The following is a 17579-nucleotide window of genomic DNA, read 5'->3' on the forward strand; positions in this document are numbered from 1 at the left end:
CGCCGGCAGGGGTCGTGTCCGTACTCCGGAGAGTTCACCGGATGTTCCCCCGGTCGGGGGTCCCGCCGGCGTCCGCCCCGGGTGGCGGGAGGGTGCCGGACCCCGGGCCCGGCACCCTCCCGCCGCGGCGCGCCACTCCTCCGGCGCCCCGCCGCGTCAGCGCCGCCGCGCCTCCGCGATCCGCCGTTCGGCGAGACGGTCGGCCGCCACGGCCGGCGGCACCCCGTCTTCATTCGCTCGTGCGAAGATCTCCAGGGTGGTGTCGAAGATCCGGGCGGCCTTGGCCTCGCACCGCGCGAAGTCGAAACCGTGGAGTTCGTCGGCCACCTGGATGACGCCGCCGGCGTTGACGACGTAGTCCGGCGCGTAGAGCACGCCGCGGTCGGCCAGGTCCTTCTCGATGCCGGGGTGGGCCAGCTGGTTGTTGGCCGCGCCGCACACCACGCGCGCGGTGAGCACCGGCACCGTCTCGTCGTCGAGCGCGCCGCCGAGCGCGCACGGGGCGTAGACGTCCAGGCCCGGGACCTGCACCAGCGCGGCGGCGTCGGCCACGGCGGTGACGCCCGGGTGGCGGGCGATCACCTGCGCCACGGCGTCCGGGCGCACGTCGGTGACCACCACCTCGGCGCCCTCGCGCACCAGGTGGTCCACCAGGTGGCGGCCCACCTTGCCGATCCCGGCGATGCCCACCCGGCGGCCGGCCAGGCTCGCATCGCCCCACAGGTGCTGCGCGCTCGCCCGCATGCCCTGGTAGACGCCGAAGGCCGTGAGCACCGAGGAGTCGCCCGCGCCGCCGTTCTCAGAGGAGCGGCCCGTCGTCCACTGATTCGCACGTGCGACGACATCCATGTCGGCCACGTAGGTACCGACGTCACAGGCGGTCACGTACCGGCCGCCGAGCGAGGCCACGCAGCGGCCGTAGGCCAGCAGGAGTTCCTCGGTCTTCAGCAGGTCGGGGTCGCCGATGATCACGGCCTTGCCGCCGCCGTGGTCGAGCCCGGCCAGCGCGTTCTTGTAGGACATGCCGCGCGAGAGGTTCAGCGCGTCGAGCACCGCCTCCTCGTCGGAGGCGTAGGCGTGGAAGCGGGTGCCGCCCAGGGCGGGGCCGAGGGCGGTGGAGTGCACCGCGATCACGGCCTTCAGACCGCTCTCGCGGTCCTGGCACAGCACCACCTGCTCGTGCCCGCCCTGGTCGGAGCGGAAGAGGGTGGCGAGCGCGCCGCCCTCGGCCACGGTGCCGGACGGGACGGGCACCAGGGGTGGCGTCAGGGTGCTGGGCGAAGGGGAGACCCGGTGGGTGCTCCCGGTGGATGTGTGTACGTCGGTCACGGTGGTGACTCCCATACTCGCGTGGACGCCCCATCTCCCGCTGTGACGAAAGCAGGGGCGGGACCGGTCGCAACGAGCGTAGGACCTCCGGACGGTGATGCCGGGGCAGTGGGGGAGATCACCCCCCGAAGAGGGACGTCCGTGGGACGATTTGCCGTATCCCGGACCGCCGGCCGGACAACTCCGGGCGCCGGTCCCTACCTTGGCGGCTTCCTGTTCTACGGAGGGGCGAGCGTGGCGGTGGAGTCGTCGGTGACGGTCCCGTATGCGGCGTACCTACGCGTCTATGAACCGCTGGCGGCGTTCCCCGAACCGGAACGTTCGCACTGGGCCCGCTACGCCACCCGTGAGGAACTCCCCACCGCCCAGGACGAACTGCGTCGCGCCCTGGCCGACCTGCTGCCCACCCCGCCGGTCGCCGTCCCGGTCCACGAGAGCGGTGACGCCTTCGTCGCCGAGGTCGAGGGCGTCACCTGCGTCTGCCCGTGGCGGACCAGGCTGCGCGGGTGGCAGGCCTTGGAGGAGCTGGCCGAGCAGTTGCCCGAGTCGGTCCTGGACGCGGCGCTGCCCCCGGTGGTGCGGCGGCAGGCGGCGGACGACTACGAGCGGTGGCGGGAGCGCAACCCCGACGCCCGCCCGTGGATCCGCACCGCGACCTGGCACGTCCCGCTGCGCTGGTTCGTGCTCTTCGAGGACGCCGAGCGGGACTACACCAAGGGCGAACAGGGGCTCGTCCTGCGGTACCGCACGCCGATGGTGCAGGCCAGGCGGCGGGTGGCGCGCACCCTGCGCACGCTGCGGGACACCCTTGAGGAGGGCCCGCTGATCGACGGCGTGGTCGACGTGGGCCGGTGGCTGGAGGAGTTCCACCCCCGGGCGCTGGTCGAGCTGGACTACGGCGGACTGGTCCAGGTGATCCCGGAGGCCGCGCTCGCGGACGACCACACCGCCGAGGACGTGCGGCAGGGTGTGGCAGCTCTCCGGGAGGGTGAGAGTGCGCGGGCCAACGAGGTGTACGAGACACTGGCGGAGCGCTGGCGTCAGGTCCGCGAACGGCAGTTCGCGAGCTGAACCGGTCGGGTGATCCCCGTCCGGCACAGGGTGGCGTCGGCCGGGCGGAAACCGGACCCGGACGCGTGACGCAGGTCACTTATCGCGGCCCCATCTCCGGCAGGCGGGACGTACTACCTGAACCGGGCGATTGGCACAAGCGTGATCTAAAGCACTTGTTAGGGCCTTGTCAGCACAACACGCCCTCGTGCCAAAATAGGACAAGGAGCCTGACCCGGGCTCCTTCCGTCCACTTGGGGCGGATGGGCCGTCTTTGCGCGTCTCGGTGCGTTGGTGGGGTCTTGTGACGCCTCATCACCCTGTGACTGATCGTCACACCCGTGTGACTGTCCGCTATGGCATGGTCCATCGGCTTCCGTCGAGGTTGAACACCTCGGAGGGCAAATCCATCGGTTTGGCCGACGTGGCTGGACAGATGGTGTAGTTGTAGTGCCGAGGACAAGCCGTTCGTCCTATAACCGACTCGGCCCGCGTCCGCCATTTCGGGCAACGTGGGTCAAGGTGCAGAATTTAGAGGAAAGAACCGTGATGGTTCGGTTCTCCCGAGGAGGCCGCTCATGACCGCTCGCACCCCTGACGCCGAGCCGCTGCTGACCCCTGCCGAGGTCGCCACGATGTTCCGTGTGGACCCGAAGACGGTGACGCGCTGGGCCAAGGCAGGCAAGCTCACGTCCATCCGCACGCTCGGAGGGCACCGGCGTTACCGCGAGGCCGAGGTCCGCGCCCTGCTCGCGGGTATCCCGCAGCAGCGCAGCGAGGCCTGAAGCCCGCTTCACAGGGCGCTTCCCGGGTCCCCCAGCCCGGCAGCCCCACGCAGCACCACCGCAGCATCACTGCTTCACTCCTGACGCGGCGCCTGCCCCAACAGGCCGCCACGCCCGTCCCCTTGGGTGCGTCGACGATCGCGCTGGACTCCGCCGGGTCCAGCGCGATTTTTGTGTGCGCGCACGCCTGCCGGCCCCGGGGGTTACGCGGGGCTTCGCCTGTGAGGGGTGACCCTCTGGCCTCGGTCGGGGGCGGTTCTCCCTCTGGTCCCAGCTGACACCAGGTCGGCCGGACACTCCTTCCGGCCCTGCTCGCCGACGTCGCCGGCGTCCCGGCGGAGGCAGTGCAATGGCACATATTAAATTGACCCTGTGTAAGAAGGGCGTGAGTTCCCCCTCCGTCACGTCTCTTTCCGTGACTACCGTCACGTCGACCGACCGTTTACCGCCGGTATCCCCGTGCGGTAATGGGTGATTCCGCCTGGACCCCCTCAAGGCTCCCACTTCGCGGCCGCCCGTGCGGCCCACTTCCGAGAACGGGTCCGGTGGTGCTCGCCACGGTCCGGCCGTGCGAGAGGCCGGCGGTGGCAGGGCAGGGGTGGGGAGTGGTGGGGCGCTCGCCCTGAAAACGCTGGTGGCTCGCGTGAGAACGTTTTCCGCCCACCCGGGCACCCGAGGCCGGGTGCCTGCTGACGGGCCGTCAGAAGCCTGCCCAGGGCGCTTCCTGGCTTTGGGCTTGCACGGGAAGCCGGGCGGGTGGCTTCGGGGGCCCACGAGAGCGGTCCTCCGCCCGCGACCCTGCGGCGAGTACTCCTGGCTCGGGTCCCTGGCGTGGGCGCGGAGCCGGCGGGGGCTGCGGACCGCCGTGCCCCGCGGCCGGAGGAGGAAGAGGAATGGGTCCGCGCACGCGAACGGCCCGCACCGTGTGGTGCGGGCCGTTGATGATGCGGTCCTGACGGGATTTGAACCCGCGGCCTCCACCTTGACAGGGTGGCGAGCACTCCAAACTGCTCCACAGGACCTTGTCGCCGCTCCCCCTGCGGGGCGCTGCGAAGCAAGACTCTACAGCAGGTCAGGGGGTGCGGTCGAACTCGCTGCCGGTGATCATGCGGTGACGCCGGCGGACGGGCCCGCCGGCCCGGGAAGCACCGGGCCGGCGAACCTGCGGCGGCTCACGGCGCCGCCGCGTCGACCGCCTTCACGATGCGCTTGTCGGAGACCGGGTACGCCGTCCCCAGCGCGTGGGCGAAGTAGCTGACCCGCAGCTCCTCGATCATCCAGCGGATCTCCCGGGCCTGCTGCGGCACTGGCACACCCTGCGGGAACTGCTCCAGCAGCCAGGCGTACTCGTCCTGCATCTCCTTGACCTTCGCCATCCGGGAACGGTCCCGCTCGGCATTGGTCGGCAACTGCTGCAGCCGCCGGTCGGCCGCCACCAGGTACCGCAGCAGGTCGGGCAGCCGCTTCGCCCCGTGCTCGGTGACGAAGCCGGGCTTGACCAGCTCCGCGAGCTGCGCCCGGACGTCGGCCAGCGAGGTGGCGAGCACCGGCGAGGTGGTGTCCTTCAGCCGCCGCTCACAGGCCTGCCAGGCAGCCAGGACCTCCCGGGCCTGCCCGATGGTCTTCATCGTCGCGTCCACCAGGTCGGCCCGGACGGCGTCGAAGAGCTTGCGGAAACCCTCCTCGTCCCAGGCCGGCCCGCCGTGCGCCGCGATGAGCCGGTCGGCGGCGGCCGTCACGCAGTCCTCGAAGAGCGCCTGCACCGAACCGTGCGGATTGCGGGAGAGCGCCAGCTTCTGCTGGTTGCTGAGCTTGCCCTGGGCGAACTTGGCCGGACTGGACGGGATGTTGAGCAGGACGAGGCGCCGGGTGCCCCGCCACATCGCGGTCCGCTGCTCGGTCTCGGTGTCGAAGAGCCGGACCGCCACGCTCGCGCCCTCGTCGACCAGCGCCGGGTAGGCCTTCAGCGGCTGACCGCCCCGCCGGGTCTCGAAGGTCCGCGGCAGCGTCCCGATCGACCACGAGGTCAGGCCCGTGCGCTGCTCCGGCGCGGCCGGGCCGTCGGCAGCGCCGCCCCGGGCGTCCGCCTCCCCGCCGCGGGCCTCGCGCCGCGTGGTGCCGGCGAACGCCTTGGTCAGCGCCGCCTGCGTCTTCGGCTTCAGCTTCCGCTTCAGCGCGTCCAGGTCCTTGTCCTCGGCCAACGGCCGGCGACGCTCGTCCACCACCCGGAAGGTGATCTTCAGGTGGTCGGGGACCTTCGCCAGGTCGAAGTCGGACGCCTCGACGGGCACACCGACCATCCGCTGGAGCCCGGCGGCCAGCGAGGAGGTCAGTGCCCCCTCCCGCGGCACTGTGGTGTCCAGGAAGCGGGCCGCGTAGTTGGGCGCCGGGACGTAGTTGCGACGGATCGGCTTGGGCAGCGAGCGGATCAGCTCGGTCACCAACTGCTCCCGCAGACCCGGGATCTGCCAGTCGAAGCCCTCGGGGGTCGCCTGGTTCAGCACCTGGAGCGGGACGTGCACGGTGACACCGTCGGCGTCCGCCCCCGGCTCGAACTGGTAGGTCACCTTGAACTTCAGTGGGCCCTGCCGCCAGGAGTCGGGGTAGTCGTCCTTGGTGACGGCACCGGCCGACTCGTTGACGAGCATCGAGTGCTCGAAGTTGAGCAGGTCCGGCTCCTCGGTGCGCTTCCGCTTCCACCAGGAGTCGAAGTGCGCGCCGGAGACCACGTGGTCGGGGATGCGCTGGTCGTAGAAGTCGAAGAGCGTCTCGTCGTCGACGAGGATGTCGCGGCGCCTGGCCCGGTGCTCCAGTTCCTCGACCTCGCCGAGCAGCTTGCGGTTGTCGTGGAAGAACTGGTGGTGGGTCCGCCAGTCGCCCTCCACGAGCGCGTTGCGGATGAACAGGTCGCGGCAGGTCTCCGGGTCGATGCGGCCGTAGTTGACCTTGCGCTGCGCCACGATCGGCACGCCGTACAGCGTCACCCGCTCGTACGCCATCACCGCCGCGGCCTTCTGCTCCCAGTGCGGCTCGCTGTAGGTCCGCTTGACCAGGTGCTGCGCCAGCGGCTCGATCCACTCCGGCTCGATGCGGGCGTTGACGCGCGCCCACAGCCGGCTGGTCTCCACCAGCTCCGCCGACATCAGCCACCGCGGCGGCTTCTTGAACAGCGCCGAACCGGGGAAGACCGCGAACTTGGCGCTGCGGGCGCCCAGGTACTCGTTCTTGGCGTCGGTGTCCTTCAACCCGACGTGCGAGAGCAGCCCGGACAGCAGCGCGGTGTGGATGTGCTCGGGCGCGGCGTCCTGCTCGGAGAGGTGGATGCCCATCGTCTTCGCGACGGTGCGCAGCTGGCTGTAGATGTCCTGCCACTCGCGTATACGCAGGTAGTTGAGGAACTCCGAGCGGCACATGCGGCGGAACGCCGAGGAGGACAGCGCCTTCTGCTGCTCGCGCACATAGGACCAGAGGTTGAGGAAGGCGAGGAAGTCGCTGGTCTCGTCGCGGAACCGGGCGTGGTGCTGGTCGGCCTGCTGCTGCTTGTCGGAGGGCCGCTCCCGCGGGTCCTGGATGGACAGCGCCGCAGCGATCACCATGACCTCGCGGACACAGCCGTTGCGGTCGGCCTCCAGCACCATGCGGGCCAGCCGCGGGTCGACGGGGAGCTGGGAGAGCTTGCGGCCCAGCGGGGTGAGCCGCGGCCCCCGGCGCTCGCCACGGCCGCCGCCCCTGGACGGCTCCCGGCCCCTCGCGGGCTCCTTCGCGGCCTCCGCCTCCGCGTCCGGCTCGGCCGTGGCCGCGCCGACCGCTCCCTTCCGGGCCGGGGCCTCGAACGCCCCGAGTTCCTCCAGGAGTTGCACACCGTCCTTGATGTTGCGGCGGTCCGGCGGATCGATGAAGGGGAACTTCTCGATGTCGCCCAGCCCCGCCGCGGTCATCTGCAGGATGACGGAGGCGAGGTTGGTGCGCAGGATCTCCGCGTCGGTGAACTCCGGACGGGTGAGGAAGTCGTCCTCGCTGTAGAGGCGGATGCACACGCCGTCGCTCAGTCGTCCGCAACGGCCCTTGCGCTGGTTGGCGCTGGCCTGCGAGATCGGCTCGATCGGCAGCCGCTGCACCTTGGTGCGGTGGCTGTAGCGCGAGATGCGGGCCATGCCGGTGTCGATGACGTACCGGATGCCGGGCACCGTCAGGGAGGTCTCCGCCACGTTGGTGGCCAGCACGATGCGTCTGCTCACGCCGGAGCCGTGCCGCTGGAAGACGCGGTGCTGCTCGGCGTGGGACAGCCGGGCGTACAGCGGCAGGACCTCGGTCCCCGCGGGGGTGCGTTTGCCCAGCGCGTCCGCCGTGTCCCGGATCTCCCGCTCGCCGGAGAGGAAGACCAGGATGTCGCCGGGGCCCTCGGCGCACAGCTCGTCCACCGCGTCGCCGATCGCCGCCACCTGGTCCCGGTCGCTGTCGTTGCCGCCCTCCTCCAGCAGCGGCCGGTAGCGGACCTCCACCGGGTAGGTGCGCCCGCTGACCTCGACGATCGGCGCGCTCGGCGCCTCCTCGCCCTCGCCCGCAACCGCCGGGGCGGGCCGCTGGGAACCGGCGGTCCGCGCAGCCGCCGCGTCCACGGTGGCGAAGCGCCCGAAGTGCCGCGCGAAACGCTCCGGGTCGATCGTCGCGGAGGTGATGACGACCTTCAGGTCCGGGCGGCGCGGCAGCAGCTGGGCGAGGTAGCCGAGCAGGAAGTCGATGTTGAGGCTGCGCTCGTGGGCCTCGTCGATGATGATCGTGTCGTACTGGCGCAGCTCGCGGTCGGTCTGGATCTCCGCCAGCAGGATGCCGTCGGTCATCAGCTTGACCAGGGTGTCCTCGCCGACCTGGTCGGTGAAGCGGACCTTCCAGCCCACCACCTCGCCCAGCGGCGAGCGCAGCTCCTCGGCGACCCGCTCGGCGACGGTGCGGGCCGCGATCCGGCGCGGCTGGGTGTGGCCGATCAGCCCGCGCACACCGCGCCCCAGCTCCAGGCAGATCTTCGGGATCTGCGTGGTCTTGCCGGAGCCCGTCTCACCGGCCACGATCACGACCTGGTGGTCGCGGATCGCGGCGAGGATGTCGTCCTTCTTCTGGCTGACGGGGAGCTGTTCGGGGTAGCTGATCGGCGGAACCGCGGCCCGCCGGCCCGCCACCCGCAGCTCCGCCTTCTCGACGGCCTCCGCGATCTCGGCGAGTACGGCGGCCCTGGCCTCGGGCTTGCGGACGCGACGGGCGCCGTCGAGTCGTCGGCCCAGGCGCTGCTGGTCACGGAGGGTCACCTCGGCCAGCCGTGCCAGCAGGGCGGACGGACTGTGGGTGCCGGTCTGGTCGGCGCGGGCGGGGGCAGGCTGACTGGACATACGGAGTCCAGGATCTCACCTCCGCGAATCCACTGGCGAGCAATTTCCGTCCGGCCTCACGCCGAGCGGTGTGGAATGCGGCGGATTGTCGCTTATGGGTGTCTAGCGTGGTCCCATGCCCGAGACCCCCGAACCAGGCCGGAACGACCACCGCGCGCCCCGCCACCCGGAGTCCGACCGGCCCGGGGACGCCACCGGCGACCATGCCGCGGACCGGGCCCCCGGGGCCGGTGAACAGGCGGACCGGCTGCGGGCGCAGCAGGTGCGGGAGAGCTGGGCCCGCGGGCAGTGGCCCCCCGCCGAGGGCACCCGGCTGGGTCCCCGGCCCACCCCCGAGGGGGGCGCCGGCGAGCCCGCCCCTCCGGGGGAGGCGTCGCCCGAGTCCGTCCGGCCGGGTGAGGAGCCGCCCGTCCGGGAGCCGGGCCCGGGCGGGACCGTGCGGAAAGGGCCGGGCCCGGGCGAGTCGCCCGGACCGGAGGCCGCCGCGGCCCCGCCCCCGGGCGCCGCCGCACCGGGCCCGGCGCCCGCCCGGGCGGAACCCACCCCGGACGGACGTGCCGGAACGGAACCCGCCGGTCCGCAGAGGGCGGCCGGCCACCACGCCCCGAGCGGCGCCACCCTGCTGCCCGGGTCGGCCGCCTACTACTGGCACCACTTCCGGAACTCGCCGTTCCTTCCCGCCGCCGTGCTGCTGCTGATCCTGGCCGCCGCGGCCGGACTCTTCGCCGGCTCGTACACGTACAACATGGCCAACCCCACCCCCCGCCACGTCCCCACCGCCGTGGTGGGCCGACCGGACGACAAGACGGGCCGGGCGTTCATCGCCGGCATGGAAAAGGCCCTCAACGCCTCGCTGCAGCTGCACCGCTACGCCACGTACGGCCAGGCGCGGGAGGCGGTCGAGGAGCAGCAGGCCTTCGTCATCCTGCGTCGCGAGGGCCGGCGGGTGGTCATGGACATCTCCTCAGCCTCCGGACAGTCCGTCGGCCAGATCCTCAGCCAGGCGGCACCCAAGGTCGGCAAGGCCGTCGGCGTGCCCGTCACCATCAAGGACCTCAACCCGCTGCAGAAGGGCGACCCCAGGGGCCTCGCCCTGTTCTACATCTCGCTCGCCGCCACCATCCTCGGCTTCGTCGGCGCCATCCAGCTCAGCGTGCACGCCCGCGAGCTCAACCCCGGTGAGCGCGTCGCCGTCACCGTCGCCCACGCGCTCCTGGCCGGGTTCGCCATCGCCGCCGTCGTGGACTGGTGGCTGGGCGCCGTCCACCTGCCGTTCGTCCAGTCCTGGGCCATCCTGGCGCTGACGATGTTCACCACCGCCATGGTCTTCACCATGTTCAACACGCTCATCGGGCGCTGGGCCATGCTGCCCACCTGGGGCCTGATGGTGCTGCTCGGCAACCCCTCCTCCGGCGGTGCCGTCTCCTGGCCGCTGCTGCCCTCACCGCTGGGCTACCTCGGCCAGTGGCTCCCGCCCGGCGCCTCCGTCAACGCCCAGCACACCGCCGTCTACTTCCGCGGCCACCAGCACGCCTTCCCCTACCTGGTGCTCGCCGTGTGGGCACTGGTCTCCACCGCAGTCTTCTGGGCCCTGCGCCACCGCCACCCCGGGGGCCGGGACACCCGGCCCCCGCAGGAGGGCACGGAGACCGCCCCGGGCACCGCAGGCGGCGGGTGACACCCGGGCGGCGCCCGCGGGAGAGCACGGGGGGAGCGCGTCAACGGGTACGCGTCGACGCACGGGGTCGGGGAGAGGCGCGCACAGGAACAGAAAACCCCGCCGAGTCTCCTCGACGGGGGAACCGCCCTACTGGGCTGTGGTGGCTGGGGCCGGGGTCGAACCGGCGACCTATCGCTTTTCAGGCGATCGCTCGTACCAACTGAGCTACCCAGCCACGCGGCTCACGGGGAACCGCAGCGGTCCTGACGGGATTTGAACCCGCGGCCTCCACCTTGACAGGGTGGCGAGCACTCCAAACTGCTCCACAGGACCTCGCACTGTGCGGATCCAGTGTCGCACGGATTCCCCACAGGTCGCGGGTGCCCCCGGCGGGACGTCAGCCCGGCAGAGCTGACCTTCCTGGCCCGAGGCAACGCGAGGACGTGGACGAAGGTTACCGTCGGGCCCCGGGCCCCGGCGACGGCTGCGCGGGGGCGTTCACGCAGGGACGCGGAGGAAGGCGGCCAGCGCTTGCTGGGCAGCGGACGGACCGCCGGGGATGCCGTCCATCTCAGGTGAGGGCCTGGTTCCGGGCTGCCGGCCAGGCGCGCGATGCTGAGGGAGTGGAGGTCGCCCCGGACCAGCTCGTCGCGGATGCCGATCAGTTCGCCCAGGGCGCCGTAGTCCTCCTCGTCGTCCCATCCGGGCTCGCGCGCCGGGGGCGGGGCGACGTCGACAGGGGACGCGAGCCGGACGCTTGTCCGCAGGTGGGTGCGCCCTCAGCGGCGTTCGTAGTGGAAGCGGCAGGCCACAATGTGGATGGTTTTGTCCTCGTCGATGCGGTAGACCAGCCGGTGCTCGGAGTTGATGCGCCGCGACCAGTAGCCGGAGAGGTCGTTGCGCAGCGGTTCGGGTTTGCCGATCCCCTCGTGGCCGTTGCGGTCGATGTCGGCGATCAACTGGTTCAGCCGTTTCAGCAGCTTGTGGTCGTTCGCCTGCCACCACAGGTAGTCGTCCCAGCCGTCGTCGAGGAAGAGGGCCTTCACGCGACGCCCTGCCCGCTTTCGTCGTCGGGATCCACCAGCTCGCGGATAGTGCCCCGGCCCGCCCGGTCCTGCTCGATGGACCTACGCAGGCGCTCCGCCATCGCAGGCGACCGCAGCAGGTAGTCGGTCTCCTTCAGTGCCTCGTACTCGGCCAGCGAGACGACGACCATCGGCTCGTGGCCGGCGCGGGTGATGACCAGCTCTTCGGCGTCGTCCTCGACCGCATCGAGGGCGTCGGCGATCCCGGCGCGCAGTTCGGTGACACTCATGGTCTTCATGGCGTACATAATAACGTACAGAGAGGGAGTGTCGTGGGTGGCCGGCCGGTCCCCGTTCCCGTGTCACCGCGCGTCGCGCCGTTCCAGCCGTGGGGCAGGCGTCGATCCGCCGCTCCACCGTCCAGCCTGTCGGGGTCCGACCCGTCGCTGTGCATGCGCCGGCACGGGAGTCCCATGGGGGATGGCAGGGCTTCGCGCTCTGACGTCACGGGCGCAACGGCGGCCCGTGGCAGCGCGGAAAGCCGCACGAAAAGGTCCCGATCCGGCAGACTTGCAGGCCGGCAACCGTTCGCCGGCAAGGAGCGGAGCACGGAGCGGCCTCACTCGCACGAAAGCCTCTTGGCGACATGTCGCCAAGAGGCTTTCGGTGTGGTGGCTGGGGCCGGGATCGAACCGGCGACCTATCGCTTTTCAGGCGATCGCTCGTACCAACTGAGCTACCCAGCCACGCAGTTCACCGTGGTGATCTGCAAGCGGTCCTGACGGGATTTGAACCCGCGGCCTCCACCTTGACAGGGTGGCGAGCACTCCAAACTGCTCCACAGGACCAGAAGCTGTGCAGAAGCGAATCTGCACAGAGTTCCGCGTGCCCCCAACGGGATTCGAACCCGTGCTACCGCCTTGAAAGGGCGGCGTCCTGGGCCACTAGACGATGAGGGCTGATGGCCCACCTGAAGCGCCTTGTGGGGCGCCGTCGGGGACGTGAGAAGCATATGGGATGGGAGGACGGTTCGCCAAAACCGTTTACCGACCGCTGCGGGAGGGCGCGGACGGACTGCTTCCGGAAGGCGAGGCCGGGGGGCCGAGCGGGGTCGGTGACGGGGACGGGGTGGCGCCCGGCCGGTTGGCCTGCGGCAGGTGGCGGCTGACCTCCGCCGTGGTCAGGCCCAGCCCGCCCAGGGTGATCTCGTCCCAGGCCTGGAGGTGCCTGCTGCGGCGGTCGAGGTAGAGGACGGAGGCCTGCACGGGCGCCGGTTCCGCGCCCTCCACGGCCCGCAGTCCGCCGCCGCCCGTCGAGCCCTCCACCATGAGCCGGGTGCCGTGGGGCAGCACCTCGTCCTCCCGGTGGTGGAGGTGGCCGGAGAGCACCAGCGGCACCAGCCCGTCGGTCTCGCCCGCGGCGACCGGGTTGTGCACCAGGGCGACGTCCACCGAGGTGCCCGCGCGCCGCTGGGCCCGCAGCTCGGCGGCCAGACGGCGGCCCGCGGCGCGCTCCGCGTCGTCCCCGGCGGCCGCCACGGAGCGGTCCGGGGTGAACTGCGGGTCGCCCACGCCCGCCAGCCGCAGCCCCCCGACGTCCGCGACCCGGCCCTCGTCCAGCACGGTGACGTTGCGGCGCTGGGAGAGGTAGCGCTGGGTGTCCGCGGAGTCGTGGTTGCCGCGGACCCAGACGTAGGGGGCGCCGAGCGAGGAGGCGGCGTCGAGGAAGCGGTTCTCCGCTGTCGAACCGTGGTCCATGGTGTCCCCGGTGTCCAGGACCACGTCGATGTCGTACTGCTTGACCAGCGACCTGGTGATCGACCAGGCCGCGGGGTTGAGGTGGATGTCGGAGACGTGCAGCACCCGCAGCGTCGTCGGGTCGGGCTGGTACGCCGGGAGCGTCGACGTCGTCTCGTACAGCTTGGCCATGTTGGTGACCAGCCTCGCCAGTTCCTGCTGGTAGACGTCGAACTCGCTGACGATGTTGCGGGCGTTGCCGACCACCGAGGGAGCGGAGGAGAGCAGGCCGGAGAACTTCGGCTCCAGCACCGAGTCGGGGTTCCAGGTGGCCCAGGCCGAACCGCCGGAGGCCGCGAGCAGGGCCAGGGCCAGGCCGCCGGCGGCGAGGGCCGGGCGGGGCCGGCGGTACACCGCCAGCCCGAGGGCCGCGCCGCCCGTGACCACGGCCACGCCGGATGCCAGCAGCAGGGTGCCCGCGCCGTGCAGGACGTCGTCGGCCACCCGCTGCTCCAGCCCGGCGAAGAGCTCGGGGTGGTCCACCAGGTCGCGGGAGCGCGTCGGGTCGAGTGCGTCCACGTCGACGGCCAGCCGGAGCGGGGCGTGGTGGCTGTCCAGCTCCAGCGCGCCCAGCGGCGGGACGGTGATGCGGGTGCCGCCGGTCAGCGACGGGCGCAGCGACATCGTGGTGTCCATGGGGCCCACCGCGGCACGGACGTCACCGAGGGCGAGCAGCCCCAGCCAGGAGCCGCACAGGGCGACGGCGGCGAGGCCGAGGGCGCGTAACCAGGGGCGGGGTGCGGGGGCGAGCAGGTCGGAGGGGGGTGCCGGCCGACGGTGGGGGAGGGGCGCCCGTCGGCGGTGAGGTGTGGGGGGTGGGGGGGTGTGGGCGCGGGTGCGGGACGGGCCTCCCGCGGCACGGGTGGAGAGGCGTTCCCCGGGAGGGTCCTGCGGCGCTGCGGGGCGGGCGCGGCGAAGGTGTCGCCCGGGAAGAGTGGGAGCGGAGGGCGAGGGGGGAGGCGCGGGGAGGGAGTGGTGGGTGTGGCGCTGGGGGGTGGAGGTGTGCCGGGTGCGGGCGAGGCGGCCCCGCAGGGCGCGCAGGAGCCGGAACGGACCACTGGCCATTTCTCGCGTATGCCCGGCCGCGGTACCGGCCATGCGGTGGGCCGGGGACGGCGTCAGCCCCAGCCGAGTTCGTGCAGGCGCTCGTCGGCGATGCCGAAGTGGTGGGCGATCTCGTGGACGACCGTGACGGAGACCTCGTGCACCACGTCCTCGGCCGAGGAGCAGTAGCGCAGGGTCGGGCCGCGGTAGATGGTGATGCGGTCCGGGAGGACCCCGCCGTACCAGTCGCCGCGTTCGGTCAGCGGTGTGCCCTCGTACAGGCCCAGCAGGTCCGGCTGGGACGGGTCCGGTTCCTCCTCGACGAAGACGGCCACGTTGTCCATCAGCCGGGTCAGCTCGGGCGGGATCTGGTCCAGGGCGTCGCTGACCAGTTCTTCGAAGGCGTCACGCGTCATCTCCAGCACGCCGCCATTGTCCGGGATGCGGTGTGCTCGCGGGGGGCCTCGGGCGGATGGCGTGGTGGCCGGTTCCGGTGCGCGGCCGGGCCGTGCCGGCGGTCGGTCCGGCGTGTCGGTGTGATGATCGCCCGGCGCGGCCGGTCGGCGGGCGTGTCCTGAGGCGTCACACGGGAGTTGGAAGAGAAGACCGTCCTCACGTCCCGCTTCCGGAGGTCCCACCCGTGCGTCCGCGTCCCCTCCCCCCGTCACAGCGGTCGCCCCGGCGACCGGCCGCCGCCCGACACCCCGCGCCACCCGCGCCCGCCTCCCCCCTCGACCTCGATCCGTCCGCCGAACCCCGTGCCGGGACGGCCGGGGGCGGTGCCGGTGCGGCGCCGGCGGTGTCCTCGGCGGGGGGAGCGGTGCGGCCGGCTCCGGCGCGGTCGATGGGGGGCCGGGCGGTGGCCGCCGCGGTGGTCTCCGCTCTCGCCGCGTCGCTGGCGGCCTGTGTGAGCGTGAGCGACCCCCCGCAGAGCGGACACTCGCCTTCCGACCGGCCCCACCGGGCGGGCCACGCCGCACCCGACGGCGGCGGTCTGGAGCCCGGCCGCCCGGACACGGCCGGGGTCCGCACGGCCGGAGAGGGCGGCGGCCGACACGCCACCGCCTCGCCGTCGACCGGCCGGGACGGCACGGCCGACGGCCAGGACGCGTCCCCCGGGGCGCGGAGCGGCGGGAAGGGGGAACCCGCGCCCGGCAGCCGCGCCGGCGGGGCGACACCCTCGAAGCCGGCCCCCGGACGGCCCTCCGGGAGCGGCCCGAGCCGCCCCACGGCCACTCCCACCCCGCCCCGCGCGACACCGACCCCGCACCCCACGCCCACGCTCGACCCGCCGCCGTCCTCGCCCGCGCCCAGTCAGCCCTCGGAAGGGACCACGGGCACCTGAGGCCTGCGGCGAGGGGGTGACGGGGCCCTGCCCGGCCCGCGCCGCCGGTCCCGGTGGTGCGGGTCGGCGGGGTCGCCGGCGGGTGGCTGTTCGGGGCCCCGCAGGCGGTTTGCGTTGCCGGGCTCGGAGTGAGTATGGTGGTAGATCGTTTGATCCCATTTGCCCGGCGCAGGTGTGTCACCTCGAGAAAAGCCTCGTGAGGTGACGGAGCGCGCCGCGTGGCGCGTTCTCTCCTTGCCGTGGCTGACCGCATCGAGGCGGTTGTGCAGCCTCACGGAGTTTGGGCGCGTGCCGAAGACTCCGGAAGGTTTCGCACACGCATGTCTGTTTCTCTTGACCAGTCCGTCCTGCCCGAGAACGCCGAGGTGGACACGGACACAGCCCTCGACGCCGAGGCCGCGGCCCCGCAGGCCCCCGAGGCCCCGCAGCCGACCTTCGGCGACCTGGGCCTGGACGAGAAGGTCGTCCGCAAGCTCGCCGCCAACGGCGTGACCACCCCGTTCCCCATCCAGGCGGCGACCATCCCGGACGCCCTCGCCGGCCGCGACATCCTCGGCCGCGGACGCACCGGCTCCGGCAAGACCCTCTCCTTCGGTCTGCCGCTGCTGTCCCGCCTGACCACCGGGAAGACCGCCCGCAAGCACCCGCGCGGCATCATCCTCACCCCGACCCGTGAGCTGGCCATGCAGGTCAGCGACGCCCTCCAGCCCTACGGCGACGTCCTGGGCCTGAAGCTCAAGGTCGTCTGCGGCGGCACCTCCATGGGCAACCAGATCCACGCCCTGGAGCGCGGCGTCGACGTCCTCGTCGCCACGCCGGGCCGGCTGCGGGACCTCATCAACCGCGGCGCCTGCTCGCTGGACGAGGTCGAGGTCGCCGTCCTGGACGAGGCCGACCAGATGGCCGACCTGGGCTTCCTGCCCGAGGTGACCGAGCTCCTGGACCTGGTGCCGACCGGCGGCCAGCGCATGCTCTTCTCCGCGACGCTGGAGAACGAGATCGACACCCTGGTCAAGCGCTACCTGGTCGACCCCGTCAGCCACGAGGTCGACCCCTCCCAGGGCGCCGTGACGACCATGACCCACCACGTGCTGGTCGTGAAGCCGAAGGACAAGGCGCCGGTCACCGCCGCGATCGCCGCGCGCAAGGGCCGCACCATCATCTTCGTGCGCACCCAGCTGGGCGCCGACCGCATCGCCGAGCAGCTCCGCGACGCCGGTATCCGCGCCGACGCGCTGCACGGCGGCATGACGCAGGGCGCGCGCACCCGCACCCTCGCCGACTTCAAGGACGGCTACGTCAACGCCCTGGTCGCCACTGACGTCGCCGCCCGCGGCATCCACGTGGACGACATCGACCTGGTCCTCAACGTCGACCCGGCCGGCGACCACAAGGACTACCTGCACCGTTCGGGCCGTACCGCCCGGGCCGGCCGCTCCGGCACCGTCGTCTCGCTGGCGCTGCCGCACCAGCGCCGCCAGATCTTCCGCCTCATGGAGGACGCGGGCGTCGACGCCTCCCGCCACATCGTCGGTGGCGGCGGCGCCTTCGACCAGGACGTCGCCCGCATCACCGGCGCCCGCTCGCTGACCGAGGTGCAGGCCGACTCCGCCGCGCGCGCCGCCGAGCAGGCCGAGCGCGAGGTGCAGGAGCTGAGCCGCGAGCTGGAGCAGCTGCAGCGCCGCGCGACGGAGCTGCGCGGGGACGCCGAGCGGCTCACCGCCCGGGCTGCCCGGGAGCGCGGTGAGGACCCAGCCGAGGCCGTGGCCGCCGCGACCGCCGAGTCCGGCGCCGACACCGCCGAGACGGTTGCCGCGCCGGCCGCCGACGCCGCCGCGGAGCAGCCGCGTGTCCCGGCTCCGCGCCGCACGGAGGAGGAGACCACCGCGAGCGCCCCCGCCGAGCGGCGCGAGGAGCGCGGCTTCTCGCGTGACCGCCGGGACGAGCGCGGCAACTTCGGGCGCCGGGACGACCGTCGTGACGACCGCGGTGGTGACCGTGGTGGCCGTTCCTTCGAGCGCCGTGACGACCGGGGCGGCTTCAACCGTGATCGCCGGGACGACCGCGGTGGCCGTTCCTTCGAGCGCCGTGACGACCGGGGCGGCTTCAACCGTGATCGCCGGGACGACCGCGGTGGCCGTTCCTTCGAGCGCCGTGACGA

Annotated in this window: 10 protein-coding genes and 6 tRNA genes; 4 read left to right on the plus strand and 12 right to left on the minus strand. The window is 72.6% G+C overall.

Translation table 11 applies throughout. The annotated features are described in order from the left end of the window. Positions 1-156: 156 nt before the first annotated feature. A complete protein-coding gene (locus ACFV3R_RS29385; protein ID WP_385589457.1) occupies positions 157-1344 on the minus strand; it encodes a Leu/Phe/Val dehydrogenase in 1188 nt (395 codons plus the stop codon). Between the two features lie 219 nt (positions 1345-1563). Here ACFV3R_RS29385 and ACFV3R_RS29390 point away from each other — a divergent pair, with 219 nt between their 5' ends. Together ACFV3R_RS29390 and bldC are read left to right on the plus strand one after the other, a co-directional pair. Next, entirely contained in the window at positions 1564-2400 is an 837-nt protein-coding gene (locus ACFV3R_RS29390) for a hypothetical protein (RefSeq protein ID WP_385589459.1), read from the plus strand. A 557-nt stretch (positions 2401-2957) separates the two neighbouring features. Beyond that, positions 2958-3164: a developmental transcriptional regulator BldC gene (gene bldC / locus ACFV3R_RS29395; RefSeq protein ID WP_003949541.1), complete on the plus strand. Its 207-nt coding sequence runs from the start codon at positions 2958-2960 to the stop codon at positions 3162-3164. A gap of 947 nt (positions 3165-4111) precedes the next feature. Here bldC and ACFV3R_RS29400 read toward each other — a convergent pair. Further along, positions 4112-4186 (minus strand) — tRNA-Asp (locus ACFV3R_RS29400). A gap of 150 nt (positions 4187-4336) precedes the next feature. Continuing rightward, entirely contained in the window at positions 4337-8548 is a 4212-nt protein-coding gene (gene hrpA / locus ACFV3R_RS29405; protein WP_385589461.1) for an ATP-dependent RNA helicase HrpA, read from the minus strand. Positions 8549-9167: 619 nt separating this feature from the next. On the opposite strand from hrpA, the gene ACFV3R_RS29410 reads away from it, so the two are divergent. Next, complete coding sequence (locus ACFV3R_RS29410) at positions 9168-10226, plus strand: ABC transporter permease (RefSeq protein ID WP_385589479.1); 1059 nt, start codon at positions 9168-9170, stop codon at positions 10224-10226. Positions 10227-10366: 140 nt separating this feature from the next. Here the strand turns inward: ACFV3R_RS29410 and ACFV3R_RS29415 are convergent. From ACFV3R_RS29415 to ACFV3R_RS29455, 9 genes are all read right to left on the minus strand, one after another. After that, positions 10367-10443: transfer RNA gene (locus tag ACFV3R_RS29415), tRNA-Phe, on the minus strand. 23 nt (positions 10444-10466) lie between these two features. Further along, a tRNA-Asp gene (locus ACFV3R_RS29420) sits at positions 10467-10541 on the minus strand. Positions 10542-10987: 446 nt separating this feature from the next. Further along, positions 10988-11254 carry a Txe/YoeB family addiction module toxin gene (locus ACFV3R_RS29425; RefSeq protein WP_385589463.1) on the minus strand — a complete coding sequence of 89 codons (267 nt, stop codon included), beginning with the start codon at positions 11252-11254 and terminating at the stop codon, positions 10988-10990. Beyond that, on the minus strand, positions 11251-11541 hold the full coding sequence (locus tag ACFV3R_RS29430) for a type II toxin-antitoxin system Phd/YefM family antitoxin (protein ID WP_385589465.1): 291 nt from the start codon (positions 11539-11541) through the stop codon (positions 11251-11253). Before ACFV3R_RS29430 ends, ACFV3R_RS29425 begins: the two co-directional genes overlap by 4 nt. A 361-nt stretch (positions 11542-11902) precedes the next feature. Continuing rightward, positions 11903-11979 (minus strand) — tRNA-Phe (locus ACFV3R_RS29435). 27 nt (positions 11980-12006) lie between these two features. Beyond that, positions 12007-12081, minus strand: a tRNA-Asp gene (locus tag ACFV3R_RS29440). A gap of 38 nt (positions 12082-12119) precedes the next feature. Next, positions 12120-12192, minus strand: a tRNA-Glu gene (locus tag ACFV3R_RS29445). 84 nt (positions 12193-12276) lie between these two features. Continuing rightward, positions 12277-14094, minus strand: a complete 1818-nt coding sequence (locus tag ACFV3R_RS29450; RefSeq protein WP_385589467.1) for a metallophosphoesterase — start codon at positions 14092-14094, stop codon at positions 12277-12279. Between the two features lie 53 nt (positions 14095-14147). After that, positions 14148-14498, minus strand: coding sequence for a metallopeptidase family protein (locus tag ACFV3R_RS29455; RefSeq protein ID WP_385589469.1), 351 nt, complete (start codon positions 14496-14498; stop codon positions 14148-14150). Positions 14499-15738: 1240 nt separating this feature from the next. On the opposite strand from ACFV3R_RS29455, the gene ACFV3R_RS29460 reads away from it, so the two are divergent. Beyond that, a partial coding sequence (locus ACFV3R_RS29460; protein WP_385589471.1) for a DEAD/DEAH box helicase occupies positions 15739-17579 on the plus strand: 1841 nt, incomplete at its 3' end.

The sequence above is a fragment of the Streptomyces sp. NPDC059740 genome (assembly GCF_042733155.1).
GTDB lineage: Bacteria > Actinomycetota > Actinomycetes > Streptomycetales > Streptomycetaceae > Streptomyces.